This window comes from Agromyces hippuratus, assembly GCF_013410355.1.
Taxonomy (GTDB): Bacteria; Actinomycetota; Actinomycetes; order Actinomycetales; family Microbacteriaceae; genus Agromyces; species Agromyces hippuratus.
In genome coordinates, this window is the sequence record NZ_JACCFI010000001.1 from 248,329 (window position 1) to 263,825 (window position 15,497).

A 15,497-nucleotide genomic window follows, 5' to 3' on the forward strand; every position below is an offset into this window, starting at 1 on the left:
GACCGACGGATCAGCGCAGCGACGCGATGAGCTCGACGACCGGCAGGAAGCGGACCCGCGAGAGCTCGATGTGCTCGCGCATGAGCTGCGACGCCTCGGCCGCGTCGCCGGCGATGATCGCCTCGGCGATGGCTGCATGGTTGTCGATCGTGCGCGAGACCTGGCCGGACCGGTCGTACTCCTCGAGCACCGCGTTCAGTCGCCGATGATCGGCGTCGCCCTCCACCTCGGCGGAGTGGGACGCGAGGTAGAGCCTCAGGAAGTGCAGGTGGAAGTGCGTGCGCTCGAACGACTGCGCGATCAGGTCGTTGCCGGCCGACTTCGCGATGAGCGCGTGGAAGCGGGCGTCGTGGTCGGTCAGTGCGCGGAACGCCTCGGGGCCGGCTTCACGGGCGCCGGTCGCCGCGCGCCCGGTCTCGAGTTCGGCGCGAAGCGCCGCGGTCGTCGCCGGATCGATTGAGGCCGACGCCTGCGCGGCGGTCCACTGCTCGATGAGCACGCGGAACTGGGTCAGCTCGACGAACTCGCGCACGGTCAGCAGCGGCGTGGTCGAGTACCCGCGAAGCGGCACCTTCACGACGAGGCCGTCGGATTCGAGGCGGGCCAGCGCCTCTCTGACCGGGGTCGGGGAGACCCCGAGCTCGGCCGAGAGGGAGTCGATGTTGACCCGGCTGCCGGGAGCGATGCGATGTTCGAGCACGAGGTCCCGAATCACCCCGTACGTCTCGTCGGACAGCACCGAGCGCGCGATGCGCGACCCTTCGGGAAGCGTCGTGCTCATTCGTGCCCCACTGTCTTCGAACGGTAGAAACGGAGGGCGGTGCCGTGATCGAGCTGCTCCCGTTCCGATCCGGTCGCGGCCGTGACCCGGTGCACGCGGTCGATCCAGTCGGAGAACGTGCCCCCGGCACCAAGGTAGCGGCTCACGGGCCAGTCGCTGCCGAGCATCGAGCGCGCGGGTCCGAATGCGGCGAAGCCGTGTTCGATGAACGCGTCGGCGTTCGCGTCGAACGTCTCGGTTCCGGATGCCTCGGCAGCGAGCCCTGAGAGCTTCACCGTCGTTCGGGGGCGGGCGGCGAGCTCGGTGACCGCCTGTGCCCATGCGCGCCCGGCCTCGGTGCCGATGCCGGCGTCGACCGGCGGCTTGCCGAGGTGATCGAGCACCACGTCGAGCTCCGGCACCTCGCCGAGGAGGGCGATCAGGTCGGGGAGCTGCGGGTGGGTGACGCAGGCGTCGAAGCTCAGGCCGCGCACGGCGAGCAGGCGCAGGCTCTCGAGCAGCACGGGGTCGGAGAACACGGCGGGCGACTCGCCCTGCAGCAGGTGACGGATGCCGACCACCCGGCCGATGCCGTCGAGCGCGTCGAGGTGCGCTTCCAGCGTCTCGGGGTCGAGCAGATCGGCCGCCGCGACGATGGCGGCGAGCTCGGGCCACTCCTCGCCGAGGCCGGCGACCCAGTTCGCCTCATCGAGCGACTGGGTGGACGCGCATCCGGCCTGGACGAAGATCGCCGCGGTCACCTGTCCGTCGGCGCGGTCGAGATCGCGCGGCAGGAGTGGACGATCGAGCACGTCGAGGCCCGCGAGCCACGGGTAGTCCAGTCGCGTCGTGTCCCACACATGAGCGTGCGCGTCGACGACTCCGGTCATGGTCGGTGCTCGTCACCGCGCTGCCGCCTGAGGTCCCAGACCTCTTCGATCGGCGCGTATCCGCGGTCGCCGTCGGCGTCGCGGAACGTCTCGACGAACTCGCCGATCGTCTGCTGCCAGGCGAGGTTCGCCGGGTCGGAGTCGAGTTCGCGCATCGCGGCGTCGAAGTCGTCGCACTCGACGACGTGGAACAGCCGATCGCCCGAGCGCCAGATGGTCCAGTCGTGGATGCCGAGACGCGCGAAGGATCGCTCGAGGTCGTCGGGGATGACGGCGTGCTCGGACCGATACCCGTCGATCGCTCCTGCTCGGATGACGGAGTGGAGTGCGACCCTCATCAACCCTCCACCACATCGATCCGCTCTTCGTGGATGAGGCGGATCACCGATTTGCTCATCTCATCGTAGTCGTGCGTGTTCGCCACGCTGCCGGTGACCTCGAAGTCCTGCATGACGACGATGCGGTCGACGAGGGTGACCATCTCGGCGAGATCGCTCGAGATCACGAGCACCGCCTTGCCCTGCTCGGCGAGGGCCCAGATCAGCTGGTAGAACGCGCCCTTCGTGCGCACGTCGATGCCGACGGTGGGCTCGTCGATGATGAGGATGTCGGTGTTGGCGGCGAGCCACTTGCCGAGCGAGACCTTCTGCTGGTTTCCGCCGGAGAGCTGGCCCACGAGCTGGTCGCGGTTCGACACCTTGACGTCGAGCGAGGCGATGTACTCGTCGGCGGTCGCGCGGGCGGCGCGCTCGCGCACGAAGCCGAATGCGTTCGACAGGCGCTTCAGCACCGTGACCGTCAGGTTCCGGGCGACCGTCTGATCGAGGAAGAGCCCCTCCGCCTTCCGGTCCTCCGTCACGTAGCCGATGCCGTAGCGACCCAGTGCGTCGCCGACCGATCGGATCTGCGCGGCGGCGCCGTTGACCCGCACCTCGCCGCTCGTGATGCGGTCGAGGCCGAGGACGGCCTTGGCGAGCTCAGAGCGGCCTGCGCCGACGAGTCCGTAGATGCCGAGGATCTGTCCGGGGTGCACGGCGAAGGAGATGTCGCGGTGGCCGCCGGCGGTCGACACCTCGTGCAGTTCGAGCGCCGGGGTGCCGGCCTCGGACGGCGCGCGATCGGGCACCTCGAGCTTGGCGAGCGTGCGGCCGACCAGCAGGTCGACGATCGTGTCCTTCGAGTAGTTCGCGAGCGGCTCCGACTCCGCGACGGAACGTCCGTCACGGAAGACGGTGACGGTGTCGCAGTGCGCGAACACCTCTTCGAGCTTGTGGCTGACGAAGAGGATCGCGCGTCCCTGTGCGGCGAGCCGGTGCACGACATCGAACAGCAGCTTCGACTCGGTCTCGCTGATCGAGGCCGTCGGCTCGTCGAGCAGCAGCACGGCGCTGTCGGTGTAGAGACCGCGCGCGATCTCGACGAGCTGCGTCTGCGCGGGGGAGAGGAGGCTCGTCGGCGTCGCGGGGTCGATCGGGAAGTCGAGCAGGTCGAGCACGCGCTTCGCGCCGTCGCGGACCTCCCGCCACTGCACGCGACCGCCCTTGACGGGAGTGTTGCCGAGCACGATGTTCTCGGCGACCGTGAAGTCCGTGATGACGTTGCGCTCCTGGTGCACCACGCCGATGCCGGCACGGGTGGCCTCGTGCGCCGAGCGGAAGGTCCGCGCGTCGCCGTTCACGATGAGCTCGCCGGAGTCCTGCGGCTGGATGCCCGTGATGATCTTGATGAGCGTGGACTTGCCCGCCCCGTTCTCGCCGAGGAGCGCGTGCACCTCTCCGGGCTTCAGACGGAGGTTGACCTCGTCGAGGGCTCTGACCCCGGGGAACGTCTTGGTGATGCCGCGCACTTCGAGCGCGTAGGCCGTGTCGGTCATGCCGGTGCTCCTGGATCGATGGCTCGCGATGCTGCGGTGGGCGGAGCATCGGGAGGTGTGCGGCGGCTCCGCTGGCGGGTCGCAGGGCGACGCGTGCGCACCCGGTCGAGGGCGACCGTGCCGAGCACGACGGCGCCGATGACGAAGTTCACCCAGCTCGGCTCGAGCTGGAACTGCGCGCGGGCGCTGTCGACGAGGCGGACGATCGTCGCGGCCAGCACGGTGCCGAGCACGGCCACGGTGCCACCGGTCAGCGAGACGCCTCCGATGATCGGTGCGGCGAAGCTCGAGAGCAGCCAGTCCTCGCCGATGCTCTTGTTGACGCCGGGCAGCGAGGCGAGCACGAGGAATGCCGCGACGCCGCACAGGAGCCCGGAGAGGCCGTGCGCGGTGATGAGGCTCCGGTTGTTCGAGATGCCCGAGAGGGTCGCGGCGAGGGGGTTGCCGCCGCTCGCGAGCATGTTCCGGGCGAGGAGCGTCTGGCGGTAAGCGACCGAGAGCAGGATGGCGATGCCCACGGCGATCCAGAAGATCAGCGGGATGCCGAGCGGTCGCGCGGTGCCGATGGCCGCGATCTCGGGCCATGAGGCGGAGGTGATCGTGCGGGTGCCGACGATCGCGTACTGGGCGCCCGACAGGATGGTCATCGTGGCGAGGGTGACGATGAAGCCGTTGATCTGGGTCAGCACGACGATGAGGCCGTTCAGCACGCCGGCGGCCAGGCCGATGAGGATCGCGATGAGCCCGCCGAGCCACGGGGGCACGCCGAAGTCGGCGATGAGCACTCCTGCGGAGCAGGCGGCGAATCCGCCGATCGCGCCGACGGCGAGGTTCATCTGGTTGACGGCGAGGGCCGCCATCTGGGCGAGGCCGATGACGATCGGGATCGCGAGGAACTGGAAGAACGTCTCGATCGAGATCGGCGAGAGGAACCCGCCGCTCGAACTGATCGTCAGCACGATCACGCCGGCGACGATCACCGCGGCGAGGATCGTGTTCTGGTCGCGGGCGAGTCGTGCGATACGCGCGCTCATGACACCACCGCCTCTTCCTTGGACTGAGCGGGCGAGTGCTGTCGCGACGCTCGCAGACGGGATCGGGCTCCAGCGACCGAACGGATGCGGTCGGCGGAGAGGGCGATCAGGAGGATGGTGCCGAGCAGGATGTTGAGTCCTTCGATGCCGACGCCGAAGAGCAGGAGGCCCTGTCGGATCACGACGGTGATCGTGATGCCGAGGAAGGTGCCGATCACGGAGACGTACCCGCCGGCGAGCAGGGTGCCGCCGAGGATCGGGCCGAGGAACGACTGCAGCATGAACTCCTGGCCGATGCCGGGGGTGAACGATCCGGTGCTCGCTCCGAGCATGAAGCCCGCGAGCGCCGCCAGCATGCCCGACAGGGTGTGCACGGTGATGATGCGGCGCGGCACGGGGATCGCCGAGAGCAACGCGGCGCGATCGTTCGAGCCGGTCAGCAGGATCTCGCGGCCGATGCGCGACCTCGAGTAGAGGAGCCCGATCACGATCATCGCCGCCACGGCGACGAAGAGGATGAGGGGGATGCCGTCGGGGCCGCAGGTGTCGCCGATGCAGAGGTCGGAGAGCTTCGAGCGGCCGAGCTCGGCGAGACCGGGAGTCTGCACCGTGATGGCGTTGCCCGTGCTGACCCAGGAGTAGACGGCGGGAACGAGGCCGAGCAGGGCGAAGCTCATCGCGAGCGTCACGACGAAGGAGTTGACCCCGGCGTAGGCGATCAGCACGCCGCAGAGCGCGCCGACGGCGCCGCCGAACACGAGGCCGACGGCGATGCCGACGATCAGCGGCACGTCGAACGCCTGGAAGACCATCGCCGAACCCATCGCCCCGATCGCGGCCATGCCGCCGACGGCCAGGTTCATCTGGCCGACGGAGAGCACCACCATCTGGGCGAGACCGACGACCGTGAAGATGGCGATGCTGGTGAGCATCGGACCGATCACGAAGGCGGGGGAGAAGAACATCGGTTTGAGGCTGCCGATGAGCACCACGAGCACGACGATGAGGAGCAGGAGCCCGACGCGGTTGTCGCTGAGCACGCCGGTCAGTCGGTTGGATCCGCGCGTCATGCGACTCGCCTCCGGTCGATCTCGTCGGCATCCCAGTCGATGCCGAGGCCCAGCGTCGACGGTGCGACCGCGGAGCCGTCTTCGATGACGAGCTCCGTCTTCGTGATGCCGCGGAGCTGGGGTATGTGCTCGACGTAGGCGCCGTTGGGCACGGCGGCGACGAGGCTGACGTGCAGCTCCATGAGGAAGTGCGGGCAGACGGCGACGTTGTACGCCTCCGCGAGGTGCGCGACCTTGAGCCAGGGGGTCACTCCGCCGATGCGTGCGACGTCGACCTGGACGATGCCGGCCGCACCGCGGTGCAGGTAGTCGCGGAACTGTGCGATCGAGTACATCGACTCGCCCACCGCGATCGGGATGCTCGTCGATGCGGCGAGGCGCGCGTGGCCGCTCACGTCGTCGGCGGGCAGGGGCTCCTCGAACCAGTAGAGGTCGGCGTCTTCGAACGCCGCTGCGCGGCGGATCGCCTCGGCCGACGTCATCGACTGGTTGGCGTCGACCATGATGTGCAGGTCGTCGCCGACGGCCTCGCGCACCGCGAGCAGGCGCTCGCGGTCCTCGCGCACCGACGGCTTGCCGACCTTGAGCTTGACGCCGCGCAGGCCCTTCGCCTGCGATGCGAGCGCGCCGGCGACGAGGTCGTCGGTCGGCAGGTGGAGCCAGCCGCCCTCGGTGTCGTAGAGGGGCACGCGCTGGCGGAAGCCGCCGGCCACCTGCCAGAGCGGCTCGCCCGCGCGGCGGGATCGCAGATCCCAGAGCGCCGTGTCGACCGCCGCGAGGGCGAGGGAGGTGATCGCGCCGACGGTGGTGGCGCGGGTGGAACGGAAGAGCTCCATCCAGATGCCTTCGACGTTCCTGCTGTCGAGTCCGGGGAGGAGGGGGACCAGGTGGTCGCGCAGCATGGAGAGGACTGCGCGACCACCGGTTCCGATCGTGTAGGAGTAACCGACACCCGTGAGCCCGTCTGCAGTGTCGATCTCGAGGAAGATCGTCTCCTGCTTGATGAAGCTCTGGACGGCGTCGGTGCGCATCGTCTCGACCTCGAGGTCGATGAGTGAGGCGCGTGCCGCAGTGATGGTGGTCATGGTGTCGGTCGGCTCCGTGGTTACTTGCAGTCGAGCAGGTCGTTCTCGAACAGGTCCATGATCGAGTCGGACTCCGCATCCTGCTCGTCGGTGTAGGTCTCGACGTTGTCGGTCGTGACGACGAACGAACCCGAGTCGACGATCACACCCGGGTCCTTGACGGTGCAGGCCTTGGTCTGCAGCTGCGCGAGCACCCACGAGCCGACGAACGCCTGACCGGTCGGGTTCTGCACGACGGTCGCCGAGACGGAACCGTCGGCGATGCCGTCGAGGATGACCGCGTCGTCGTCGATCGCGACGACCTTGATCGGCAGACCGGACTCCTTCACTGCGGAGGCCGAGGCGACAGCGGGGTTGTACGCGGTCGAGACGAATCCGTTGATCTCGGAGCCCTTGGCCGCGAGGAGGTCGGCGACGGCCTTCTGCGCCGTGCCGAGGTCGACGTCGATGTCGGTGACGGTGCTGAGGAGCGTGACCGCGCCGCCGGTCTCTTCAACGGCCTTCTCGACGCCGGCGATGCGACGCTGGGTGTTCGAGTCGACGTTGTTGCCGGTGAGGTGCACGAGGTTGCCCGTGCCGCCCATGGCCTCGATCGCGGCGACTGCAGCCTTGTACGCGGCGACCTCGGTGTCGGTCGAGAGGCAGAAGTCGGCCTCGTTCACGTCACCTGCGGGGCAGGAGGCGATGGAGCCGACGGCGAAGCCCTGGTCCTTCAGCATCTTGAAGGTGGTGTTGATGTCGGTCGGCGAGACGCCGAAGATGCCGAAGGCGTTGACGCCCTGGGCTGCGAGCGAGTTCAGCACCTCGTTCTGCTTGGCCTGGTCCCATTCGGCGGTCTCGTTGAAGACGGTCGAACCGAGGCCGAACTCCTCGACGGCCGCTTCGCCTGCCGCTGCCCACGGCTGGAAGTAGGGGTGGGAGCCGCCGGGAACGAGTGCGACGTTCACCGAGGCGAGATCGCCCGCCTCGCCGGAGCCGGCGCCGGTGTCGGCGGCCTTGCTGGTGCATGCCGCAGTGGTGAGTGCGAGCGCGATCGCCGCGGTTGCGAGCAGCCCGCGAGCGGCCTTGGTGCGAACAGCCATGATGTCCTCCACGTTGAGAAATGAAATATCCAATAGGATCACGTCAACGATGGGCGAACATCAGATCATTGTCAAGCAGTCATGATCACAAGTTCGTCACGGTGATCCGAGGGTCGCAACGCGCCCGATCCGGCGCCGTGACGGCGCGGATTCACAGGGCTGCACGCAGCCAGTTCTCGACGCCCGCGATGTGCGTCAGGGTCAGTGCGCGCGCCAGTTCGTGGTCGTGCTGCTCGAGTGCGACGAGGATCGCCCCGTGCTCGGCGATGGTGCGACCGGTCGCATCCTCCTGGGTGATGCCGCGCCAGATGCGGGCACGCACGGTGTGACTCGACATCGACTCGAGCAGGCTCGCGAGGTAGGTGTTGCCGGCCGCCGCGGCGATGCCGCGATGGAAGTCGAGATCGTGCGCGACGAGCGACTCGATGTCGGATGCCACGTCGACGCCCTCGAGCAGTGCGTGGAGGTGCGCCAGGTCTTCGGGCTTCGCGTTCTGGGCGGCGAGCGCCGAGGTCGCCGGCTCGAGGACGCGGCGCACCGCGAAGATCTCGAGCACCGACTGGTCGCTGTGCAGATCGACGACGAAGCTCATGGCCTCGAGCAGCAGCGTCGGCTCGAGGCTCGTGACGTAGGTGCCGTCGCCGCGACGGACGTCGAGCACGCGGATGACCTCGAGGGCCTTGACTGCTTCTCGCAGTGACGATCGGCTCAATCCGAGCCGCTCACTGAGCTCCTTCTCGGGTTCGAGGCGGTCGCCCGGGCGCAGTTCGCCCGAGACGATCATCGCCTTGATCTTCAGGATCGCTTCGTCCGTGACCGCCATGACGGCGATCATAGCCGACACCCGGCCGAGACATCAGATCTTTGTGCCCGCGGCGCGCCAGAGGTGCATCGACGCGTAGCTGCGCCAGGGCGCCCACCGCGTGCCGAGGGCGGCGAGCTCGCTCGCCGTCGAGGGCAGACCCAGTCGTTCGGCGCCGTTCCGCAGCGCCAGGTCGCCGGTGAGGAGCACGTCGGGGGCGCGGGTCACGCGCATCGCGACGTAGCCGGCGGTCCACGGTCCGATGCCGGGAATCGCCAGCAGGTCGGACTGCAGCTCGACGCGTTCGCGCTCGGACGCCACGACCAGGGAACCCGACTCGAGCCGACTCGCGACGTCGACGATGGTGCGCACCCGCGCAGCGGGACCCCTGAGGACCTCAGGCCCGTGCTCGGCGATCGCCGCGGCCGATGGGAAGAGCGTCGACGGGGCGCCGTCGTCGTGCGGAGCCACGCGCTCGCCGAGCTCGGCGGCGAGCCGGGCGAGGGCGGTGCGGGCCGCCTTCACCGAGACCTGCTGCCCGATGAGCGCGCGGAAGACGAGCTCGTGGGGATCGAGGCATCCGGGCACGCGAATGCCGGGCGTCTCGGCGACGGATGCCTCGAGCGCCGGGTCGCGGGAGAGTGCGGCATCGATCGCCACGGCGTCGGCGTCGAGGTCGAAGAGCCGCCGCACGCGGGCGACGAGCGGCGGCAGGTCGGCGAGGGTCGCGAGGCGCGCGTCGACCTCGATCGCGGGCGAGGCGGCGTCGCCCACCGCGGAGAAGGCGACGACAGCGGGGCCGCCGGGCAGGCGGAGCGTGCGCTCGTAGTGGCCGTCGCCCGCTCGTTCGACGCCGTCGAGGGCTCGGGCCGCGAGCCAGCCGAAGACGCCCGCGGCATCGAACGGCGGCCGCGCCGGAAGCCGCAGCCGCACCACCCCGCCCTCGAGCCCCGACTCGGTCACGGAGCCCGACGCCAGTGGCTGCCGCTCGCGCACGCGCGCTGCGGCGCGGAGCTCGAGCGGGCTGCGCTCGTAGACCTCGCGGATCGTCTCGTTGAACTGGCGGATGCTGCCGAACCCCGAGGCGAACGCCACATCGGCGGCGGGCAGCGTGGTCGAGGTGAGCAGCGCTCGAGCGGTCTGGGCGCGATGCGCGCGAGCCAGTGCGAGCGGGCCGGCGCCGAGTTCGCCGGTGAGCACCCGGGTGAGGTGCCGCGGGGTGTAGCCGAGCTTGGCGGCGAGCCCCGGCACGCCCTCGCGTTCGACGACGCCGTCGGCGATGAGCCGCATGGCACGGGCGGCGAGGTCGTCGCGCAGGTCCCACTGGGGGGAGCCGGGCACGGCATCGGGCAGGCACCGCTTGCACGCCCGCAGCCCGGCCTCGTGCGCGGCGGCCGCGGTCAGGTAGAAGCTGACGTTCGACGCCTTCGGGGCGACCGCCGGGCAGCTCGGCCGGCAGTAGATGCCCGTCGAGTGCACGCCCGTGATGAACTGCCCGTCGAAGCGGGCGTCTCGCGCCTGCATCGCCCGGTACCGTTCGGCGAACTCGGGGTCGTCGAGCGGGTCGCCGTGCAGTCGGCGGCGGGTGGTCGCGGTGGTCGCGGTGCTCGTCATGGGACCAGCCTCGCACGCCCCGGCGACACCGACCAGCGGGAATCGGACATGGGCGCCGCGCCGTATGGTGGAGGGATGCCGCACGTCGTCGTGACCCTCCTGCAAGACGCCCTCGGGGCATCCGTCTCCACCGCATCGGCCGATCTCGAGGCCGCCCGCGAAGACCGCTCGGGGTGGCGGAGCGCGACCCCGCCGATCGCGGTCGTGCACGCGGCATCCGTCGCCGAGGTGCAGGCCGTCATGCGCATCGCCCACGAGACTTCGACTCCCGTGGTGCCGCGCGGCGCAGGCACGGGCCTCGCCGGCGGGGCCATCGCGAGCCCCGGCGCCATCGTGCTCGACCTCTCGCGCATGAATCGGGTGCTCGAAGTCTCCGAGGCCGACGAGCTCGCGGTCGTCGAGCCCGGCGTGCTGAACGGCGACCTGAACGACGCGCTCGCCTCGCGCGGACTCTGGTTCGCTCCCGACCCCGCGAGCCGCGCCATCTCGTCGATCGGCGGCAACATCGCCACCAACGCCGGGGGCCTCCTCTGCGCCAAGTACGGCGTCACCCGCGAGGCGGTGCTCGGCCTCGCGGTCGTGCTCGCCGACGGGCGGCTGCTGCGCACCGGGCATCGCACCGTGAAGGGGGTCACGGGGTACGACCTCACGGCGCTCTTCACCGGTTCGGAGGGCACGCTCGGCGTGATCGTCGAGGCGACGGTGCGGCTGCGGCCGATCACGCCGGGCGAGACGGTCACCGTCGCCGCGGTGCTTCCCGACGTCGAGGCCGCGGCCGCGGCATCCGCTGCCGTCACTGCCGCCCGACTGCGGCCGGCCGTGCTCGAACTCATCGATGCCTCCGGACTCGCACGAGTGGCCGCGTACCTCGGCGCAGACGGCGTCGCCGGCACGCCGCTCGAGACCCTCGCCCAGTCGGAGACGTTCCTGCTCGCGCAGTGCGACGGTGCCGGCGCCGCCGACGAGGCGGCCGAGGTCGCCCGCCTGTTCGCCGAGTCGGGTGCCAGGGTGACGGTGTCGACGGATGCCGCGACGGGCGATCGCCTGCTCGGCATCCGCCGGGCGATGCACCCCGCGCTCGCGGCCTCGGGCCAGGTGCTCATCGAAGACGTCGCCGTGCCGCGCTCGCGCCTGCCCGAGATGTTCCGTGCGATCGAGGAGATCGGCCGACGCCACGGCATCGACATCCCGACGATCGCGCACGCGGGCGACGGCAACCTGCACCCGAACTTCGTGTTCACGGGCGACGAGGTGCCCGAGCACGTGTGGGCCGCGGCCGACGACATGTTCCGCACCGCGGTCGCGCTCGGCGGCACGCTCACCGGCGAGCACGGCGTCGGCGTGCTGAAGCGGCGCTGGCTCGCCGACGAGCTCGGCGACGACTCGTTCGCGCTGCAACGCGGCATCAAGGCGCTGTTCGACCCGAGCGGCATCCTGAACCCGGGGGTCATGTTCGACGCATCCGTGTCTTCCGACGCGCCGGAGGCACCCGCTCGATAGGCTGCCCGCGTGACCTCCGTGGCCCCGAACTCAGCCCCCGACCCCGCTCCGAACCCGTCGCCGGCGCCACCGATCTGGACGGCGCCGCCGAAGCCGCGCGGCGGCGGCCTGCTCTTCGCGATTATCGGCATCGTCGTGGCCGGGTTCGTCGGACTCCTGGTGCTCGCCTACCTCGCCGTCGGACTCGGCGTGTCGACCCTCCTCATCGGGTCCCTCCTCGCCCTCGTGCCGCTCGCGATGGTGCTGCTCGCCGTGCGCTGGGTCGACCGTTGGGAGCCCGAGCCGCGCTGGGCGCTGTGGTTCGCCTTCCTCTGGGGCGCCGCCGTGTCCGTGGCGATCGCGCTCATCGTCGACCTCGGCGTGCAGCTCGCGATGGCGTACGCCGAGCCCGGCGGCGCACCGAACGAAGCGCTGCAGGCGGTCGTGCAGGCCCCGATCGTCGAGGAGGTCGCGAAGGGCATCGGGGTGCTCCTGATCTTCGCCTTCTCGCGGTCGCACTTCGACGGCCCAGTCGACGGGCTCGTCTACGCCGCGACCGTCGCCGCCGGCTTCGCCTTCACCGAGAACGTGCTGTACTTCGGCGAGGCGTTCGTCGAGGGCGGTGCCGAGACGCTCGGCGCGACCTTCATCGTGCGCGGCCTCTTCTCGCCGTTCGCGCACGTGCTCTTCACGGCGTGCACGGGGCTCGCCATCGGCATCGGCGCCCGCCGAGGCGGGGGAGCCGGCGTCGTCGGATGGTTCCTGCTCGGCCTCCTCGGAGCGGTCGCGCTGCACGCGCTCTGGAATGGGTCGCTCACCTTCGCCGACGACGCGATCGGCCTCTACCTCACGGTGCAGGTGCCGATCTTCATCGCCGCGATCGTGCTCACCGTGCTGCTGCGGCGGCAGGAGGTGCGGGTCACCCGTCATCGGCTCGCCGAGTACGGCGCTGCGGGCTGGTTCAGCCCGGCCGAGGTCGAGATGCTCGCCACGCCCGCCGGACGGCGACAGGCGAAGGCCTGGGCGAAGGCGCAGATTCCGCCGCGCACCGGCGTCATGCGCAAGCTCATCACGGATGCCACGCACCTCGCGTTCACCCGCCAGCGCATCGCCACCGGGCTCGCGAGCGAGCGCACGATCGTCGAGGAGCAGGGGCTGCTCGCCGCGGTCGTCGAGGACCGCCGGGTGCTGCTGGGCTGAGGCATCCGCCGCCCGCCCGGCGCCCCTGATGCACACAAAAACTCGCCGCCCTGTGGTGTGGCACTGCCGACATCTCTACCAGGCGACGAGTTCTAGGTCTCCAGACTGCAACGTGTTCGCAGTCAGCGCAAGAGGGGGGTGGACGGTTGTCCGCGATTGCGACGCCGCCGCGAACCTGTTTGGGTTGACGTATGACCGATACGAACAGCAAGCCCGAGATCGACGCTCCCGAGGGGCCGGCTCCCGTCGAGCTGGTGATCGAAGACATCGTCGTCGGCGACGGCGCCGAGGCGCTGCCCGGCTCGACCGTCGACGTGCACTACCTCGGCGTCGAGTACGACAGCGGCGAGGAGTTCGACTCCTCGTGGGGTCGTGGCCAGTCCATCAACTTCCCCCTCCAGGCGCTCATCAGCGGTTGGCAGGAGGGCATCCCCGGCATGAAGGTCGGCGGTCGCCGCAAGCTCACCGTGCCCCCGCACCAGGCCTACGGCCCCGCGGGCGGTGGTCACCAGCTGTCGGGCAAGACCCTCATCTTCGTGATCGACCTGCTCGGCGTGAGCTGAGCGCTCACCTCTCGAGTCGACGGCCGGCAGGGGCCACGGTGCGCAGCACCGTCTCCCTGCCGGCCGTCGGCGTTCCACCGGCCGTGCGCTCGTCGCGATAGCGGCCGCCGCGTTCGACGATTCGGGATGCCGCGCGGTTCGCGGTGCGCTCGATCGCCGCCCACGTCGAGTCGGACGCGAAGTCGGCACGGCCGTTGCGGCTGAAGATCACCCAGTCGTCGACGATCTCGATGTGCATGCCGGGCGCCTCGTCGATCATCGCCGCCATGAGGTCGGGCGTGAAGACGTAGAGCGCGTCACGTTCGTACTCCTTCGGCACGAACAGGCGGAAGGACCGGTCGAAGTCGCCCTCGAGCGAGAGGTGCTGGTCGTCGTCGAAGTCGACCGGGAATGCGCGGCGCCAAGTGCTCGCCATCGTTACCGCCGCGGGTTCGAGCACCATGTGGGGCAGCGGCGCGTCGAGCTGCACGGCGACGTAGTGCCAGTACGAACCGGCGTCGGCCGTCGTGCTCGCGACGCCGCCCGCGCGGATCGTGACGGACACCGACGTGCCGGCCTTCGCCTGCGGGTAGAGCAGGTTGCCGACCTCGACGGTGCGCCCCGACGTCGTCGTGAAGCGCGAGTTGCGCCGCCGTCGGCCGAGGCGCTCGAACAGGTGGCCGGGCAGCCGCGGCTCGACGTTCGGCTCGTACACGAGGCCGTTCCGCTCCGCCAGTCGATGCAGTCGAGCCTCCGCTTTCGCCGGTTCGCCCGTCGCTGCGGGCAGGCTCGCGAGGCGGGCGACCGCGATCGCCGCGAACCCACCCCACGCGGCGAGGATCGCGAAGGTGAACGTCCATCCCGTGTCGAGCGCCGCGACGATCCCGTACACGAACAGGGCAAGGAATGCGACGCCGAACACCCCGAGACCGACCGCGGCTGCGATCATCCTGCCTCGATTGGTGCGTGCAGCCGCGCGATCCCGCTGACGCTGCGCCGCGAGCTCGGCGCTCGAGACGGGGAGGGTGAGGGACGAGACGTCGATCGCCGGAAGCAGCATTTCGGTAGTCTGGCATGCGGCCGGTCGACGGCCGGAACTCGAAAGGCGCGACGACGTGAACCGCTTCAGATCGCCACTCATGGCGTTCGCCCCGTACCTGATCGCGTCGGCACTGCACCTCGTACTGCTGTACCTCGGCCCGGCATGGAGCGTCACGGCGACGAAGGCGTTGCTGATGCCGCTGCTCGCGCTCGCGGTGGTGCTCCTCGTGCGTCCCGTGCGGCCGCCCGTGCCGTTGCTGCTGGCGGGCATCGCGCTCTCGTGGGGCGGCGACGTGCTGCTCAGCTTCCCGGGCGACGGATGGTTCGCGGCAGGCCTCTGCTCGTTCCTCCTCGCCCACGTGGCCTACATCGTGCTGTTCCTCCGCATGCCGCGGGCGCGGCGCCGCCCGCCGGCCTGGTCGTACCTCTACTGGGCCTGGATGGTCGTCGTGCTCGGCCTGCTCCTGCCGCACGCCGGCGTGCTCGCCGCCCCGATCGTGCTCTACGCCGCGGCCATCGGCACGATGGCGATGTGCGCGTCGATGCACGGCCGGTGGATCGTGCTCGGCGGCGTGTTCTTCGTCGTCTCCGACTCGGTGCTCGCCCTCGGCAGGTTCCTGCCAGGGTACGAGTTCGCCGCCCACGACTTCGTCGTCATGTCGACCTACCTCGCGGCGCAGGGACTCATCGCGTGGGGCGTGGTGGCCGCGACTCGTGGGGGCCGCGGCGCTGCGGATCCGTCGTCTCCTGCACCCGATCGACGAGCTGACGCCACGGCCCCGTGAGCTGGCGCTCGGCGAGCGTCGCCTCGTGCGGTTCGCAGCGGATGCGGTAGACGAAGCGGTCGGGTTCGGGCGGCAGCGGTGGCGGCTCGCCCCACGGGATCTCGTCGATGAGGATGTACCACTCGTCGGGGTCGGGCTGCTCGTCGACGCGAACCTCCCAGGTGAGCCTGGTGCCGGCGAGGCCACCGCTCCGGGACACGATGACGTCCATGGGCTGATCGTACTCCGCGGCCGACGAGC

General features: G+C 70.3%; 16 protein-coding genes. 4 read left to right on the forward strand and 12 right to left on the reverse strand.

The window, feature by feature from the left end:
- Positions 1–10 precede the first annotated feature (10 nt).
- From BJY17_RS01110 to BJY17_RS01155, 10 genes are all read right to left on the reverse strand, one after another.
- Positions 11–781 (reverse strand): GntR family transcriptional regulator, encoded by a 771-nt coding sequence (locus tag BJY17_RS01110; protein ID WP_179549747.1) that lies wholly within the window; start codon positions 779–781, stop codon positions 11–13.
- Positions 778–1,650 (reverse strand): amidohydrolase family protein, encoded by an 873-nt coding sequence (locus BJY17_RS01115; protein WP_179549748.1) that lies wholly within the window; start codon positions 1,648–1,650, stop codon positions 778–780. The genes BJY17_RS01110 and BJY17_RS01115 overlap by 4 nt, the downstream gene beginning before the upstream one ends.
- Complete coding sequence (locus BJY17_RS01120) at positions 1,647–1,988, reverse strand: L-rhamnose mutarotase (RefSeq protein ID WP_179549749.1); 342 nt, start codon at positions 1,986–1,988, stop codon at positions 1,647–1,649. The genes BJY17_RS01115 and BJY17_RS01120 overlap by 4 nt, the downstream gene beginning before the upstream one ends.
- Positions 1,988–3,523 carry a sugar ABC transporter ATP-binding protein gene (locus BJY17_RS01125; protein WP_179549750.1) on the reverse strand — a complete coding sequence of 512 codons (1,536 nt, stop codon included), beginning with the start codon at positions 3,521–3,523 and terminating at the stop codon, positions 1,988–1,990. The genes BJY17_RS01120 and BJY17_RS01125 overlap by 1 nt, the downstream gene beginning before the upstream one ends.
- A complete protein-coding gene (locus BJY17_RS01130) occupies positions 3,520–4,557 on the reverse strand; it encodes an ABC transporter permease (RefSeq protein WP_179549751.1) in 1,038 nt (345 codons plus the stop codon). Before BJY17_RS01130 ends, BJY17_RS01125 begins: the two co-directional genes overlap by 4 nt.
- Entirely contained in the window at positions 4,554–5,627 is a 1,074-nt protein-coding gene (locus BJY17_RS01135) for an ABC transporter permease (RefSeq protein WP_179549752.1), read from the reverse strand. The genes BJY17_RS01130 and BJY17_RS01135 overlap by 4 nt, the downstream gene beginning before the upstream one ends.
- Entirely contained in the window at positions 5,624–6,712 is a 1,089-nt protein-coding gene (locus tag BJY17_RS01140) for a mandelate racemase/muconate lactonizing enzyme family protein (RefSeq protein WP_179549753.1), read from the reverse strand. The genes BJY17_RS01135 and BJY17_RS01140 overlap by 4 nt, the downstream gene beginning before the upstream one ends.
- Positions 6,713–6,732: 20 nt before the next feature.
- Entirely contained in the window at positions 6,733–7,794 is a 1,062-nt protein-coding gene (locus BJY17_RS01145) for a sugar ABC transporter substrate-binding protein (protein ID WP_179549754.1), read from the reverse strand.
- 151 nt (positions 7,795–7,945) lie between these two features.
- Positions 7,946–8,617 carry a FadR/GntR family transcriptional regulator gene (locus tag BJY17_RS01150; RefSeq protein WP_179549755.1) on the reverse strand — a complete coding sequence of 224 codons (672 nt, stop codon included), beginning with the start codon at positions 8,615–8,617 and terminating at the stop codon, positions 7,946–7,948.
- A 33-nt stretch (positions 8,618–8,650) separates the two neighbouring features.
- Positions 8,651–10,210, reverse strand: coding sequence for a DNA-3-methyladenine glycosylase 2 family protein (locus tag BJY17_RS01155; RefSeq protein ID WP_179549756.1), 1,560 nt, complete (start codon positions 10,208–10,210; stop codon positions 8,651–8,653).
- A 75-nt stretch (positions 10,211–10,285) separates the two neighbouring features.
- Between BJY17_RS01155 and BJY17_RS01160 the strand changes: the two genes are divergently transcribed.
- The 3 genes from BJY17_RS01160 (at position 10,286) to BJY17_RS01170 (ending at position 13,452) form a co-directional block, all read left to right on the forward strand.
- Positions 10,286–11,710 (forward strand): FAD-binding oxidoreductase, encoded by a 1,425-nt coding sequence (locus tag BJY17_RS01160; protein ID WP_179549757.1) that lies wholly within the window; start codon positions 10,286–10,288, stop codon positions 11,708–11,710.
- Between the two features lie 9 nt (positions 11,711–11,719).
- Positions 11,720–12,889 carry a PrsW family intramembrane metalloprotease gene (locus tag BJY17_RS01165; RefSeq protein WP_179549758.1) on the forward strand — a complete coding sequence of 390 codons (1,170 nt, stop codon included), beginning with the start codon at positions 11,720–11,722 and terminating at the stop codon, positions 12,887–12,889.
- A gap of 191 nt (positions 12,890–13,080) precedes the next feature.
- Positions 13,081–13,452, forward strand: coding sequence for an FKBP-type peptidyl-prolyl cis-trans isomerase (locus BJY17_RS01170; RefSeq protein WP_179549759.1), 372 nt, complete (start codon positions 13,081–13,083; stop codon positions 13,450–13,452).
- Between the two features lie 4 nt (positions 13,453–13,456).
- Here BJY17_RS01170 and BJY17_RS01175 read toward each other — a convergent pair whose 3' ends face one another.
- Complete coding sequence (locus tag BJY17_RS01175; protein ID WP_179549760.1) at positions 13,457–14,491, reverse strand: hypothetical protein; 1,035 nt, start codon at positions 14,489–14,491, stop codon at positions 13,457–13,459.
- 55 nt (positions 14,492–14,546) lie between these two features.
- On the opposite strand from BJY17_RS01175, the gene BJY17_RS01180 reads away from it, so the two are divergent.
- Positions 14,547–15,257, forward strand: a complete 711-nt coding sequence (locus BJY17_RS01180; RefSeq protein ID WP_179549761.1) for a lysoplasmalogenase — start codon at positions 14,547–14,549, stop codon at positions 15,255–15,257.
- Here the strand turns inward: BJY17_RS01180 and BJY17_RS01185 are convergent.
- The gene (locus BJY17_RS01185) at positions 15,157–15,468 is read right to left on the reverse strand and encodes a protealysin inhibitor emfourin (RefSeq protein WP_179549762.1); all 312 of its coding nucleotides are present in this window, start codon (positions 15,466–15,468) and stop codon (positions 15,157–15,159) included. The two genes, BJY17_RS01180 and BJY17_RS01185, sit on opposite strands and share 101 nt — an antisense overlap.
- Between the last annotated feature and the right edge of the window lie 29 nt (positions 15,469–15,497).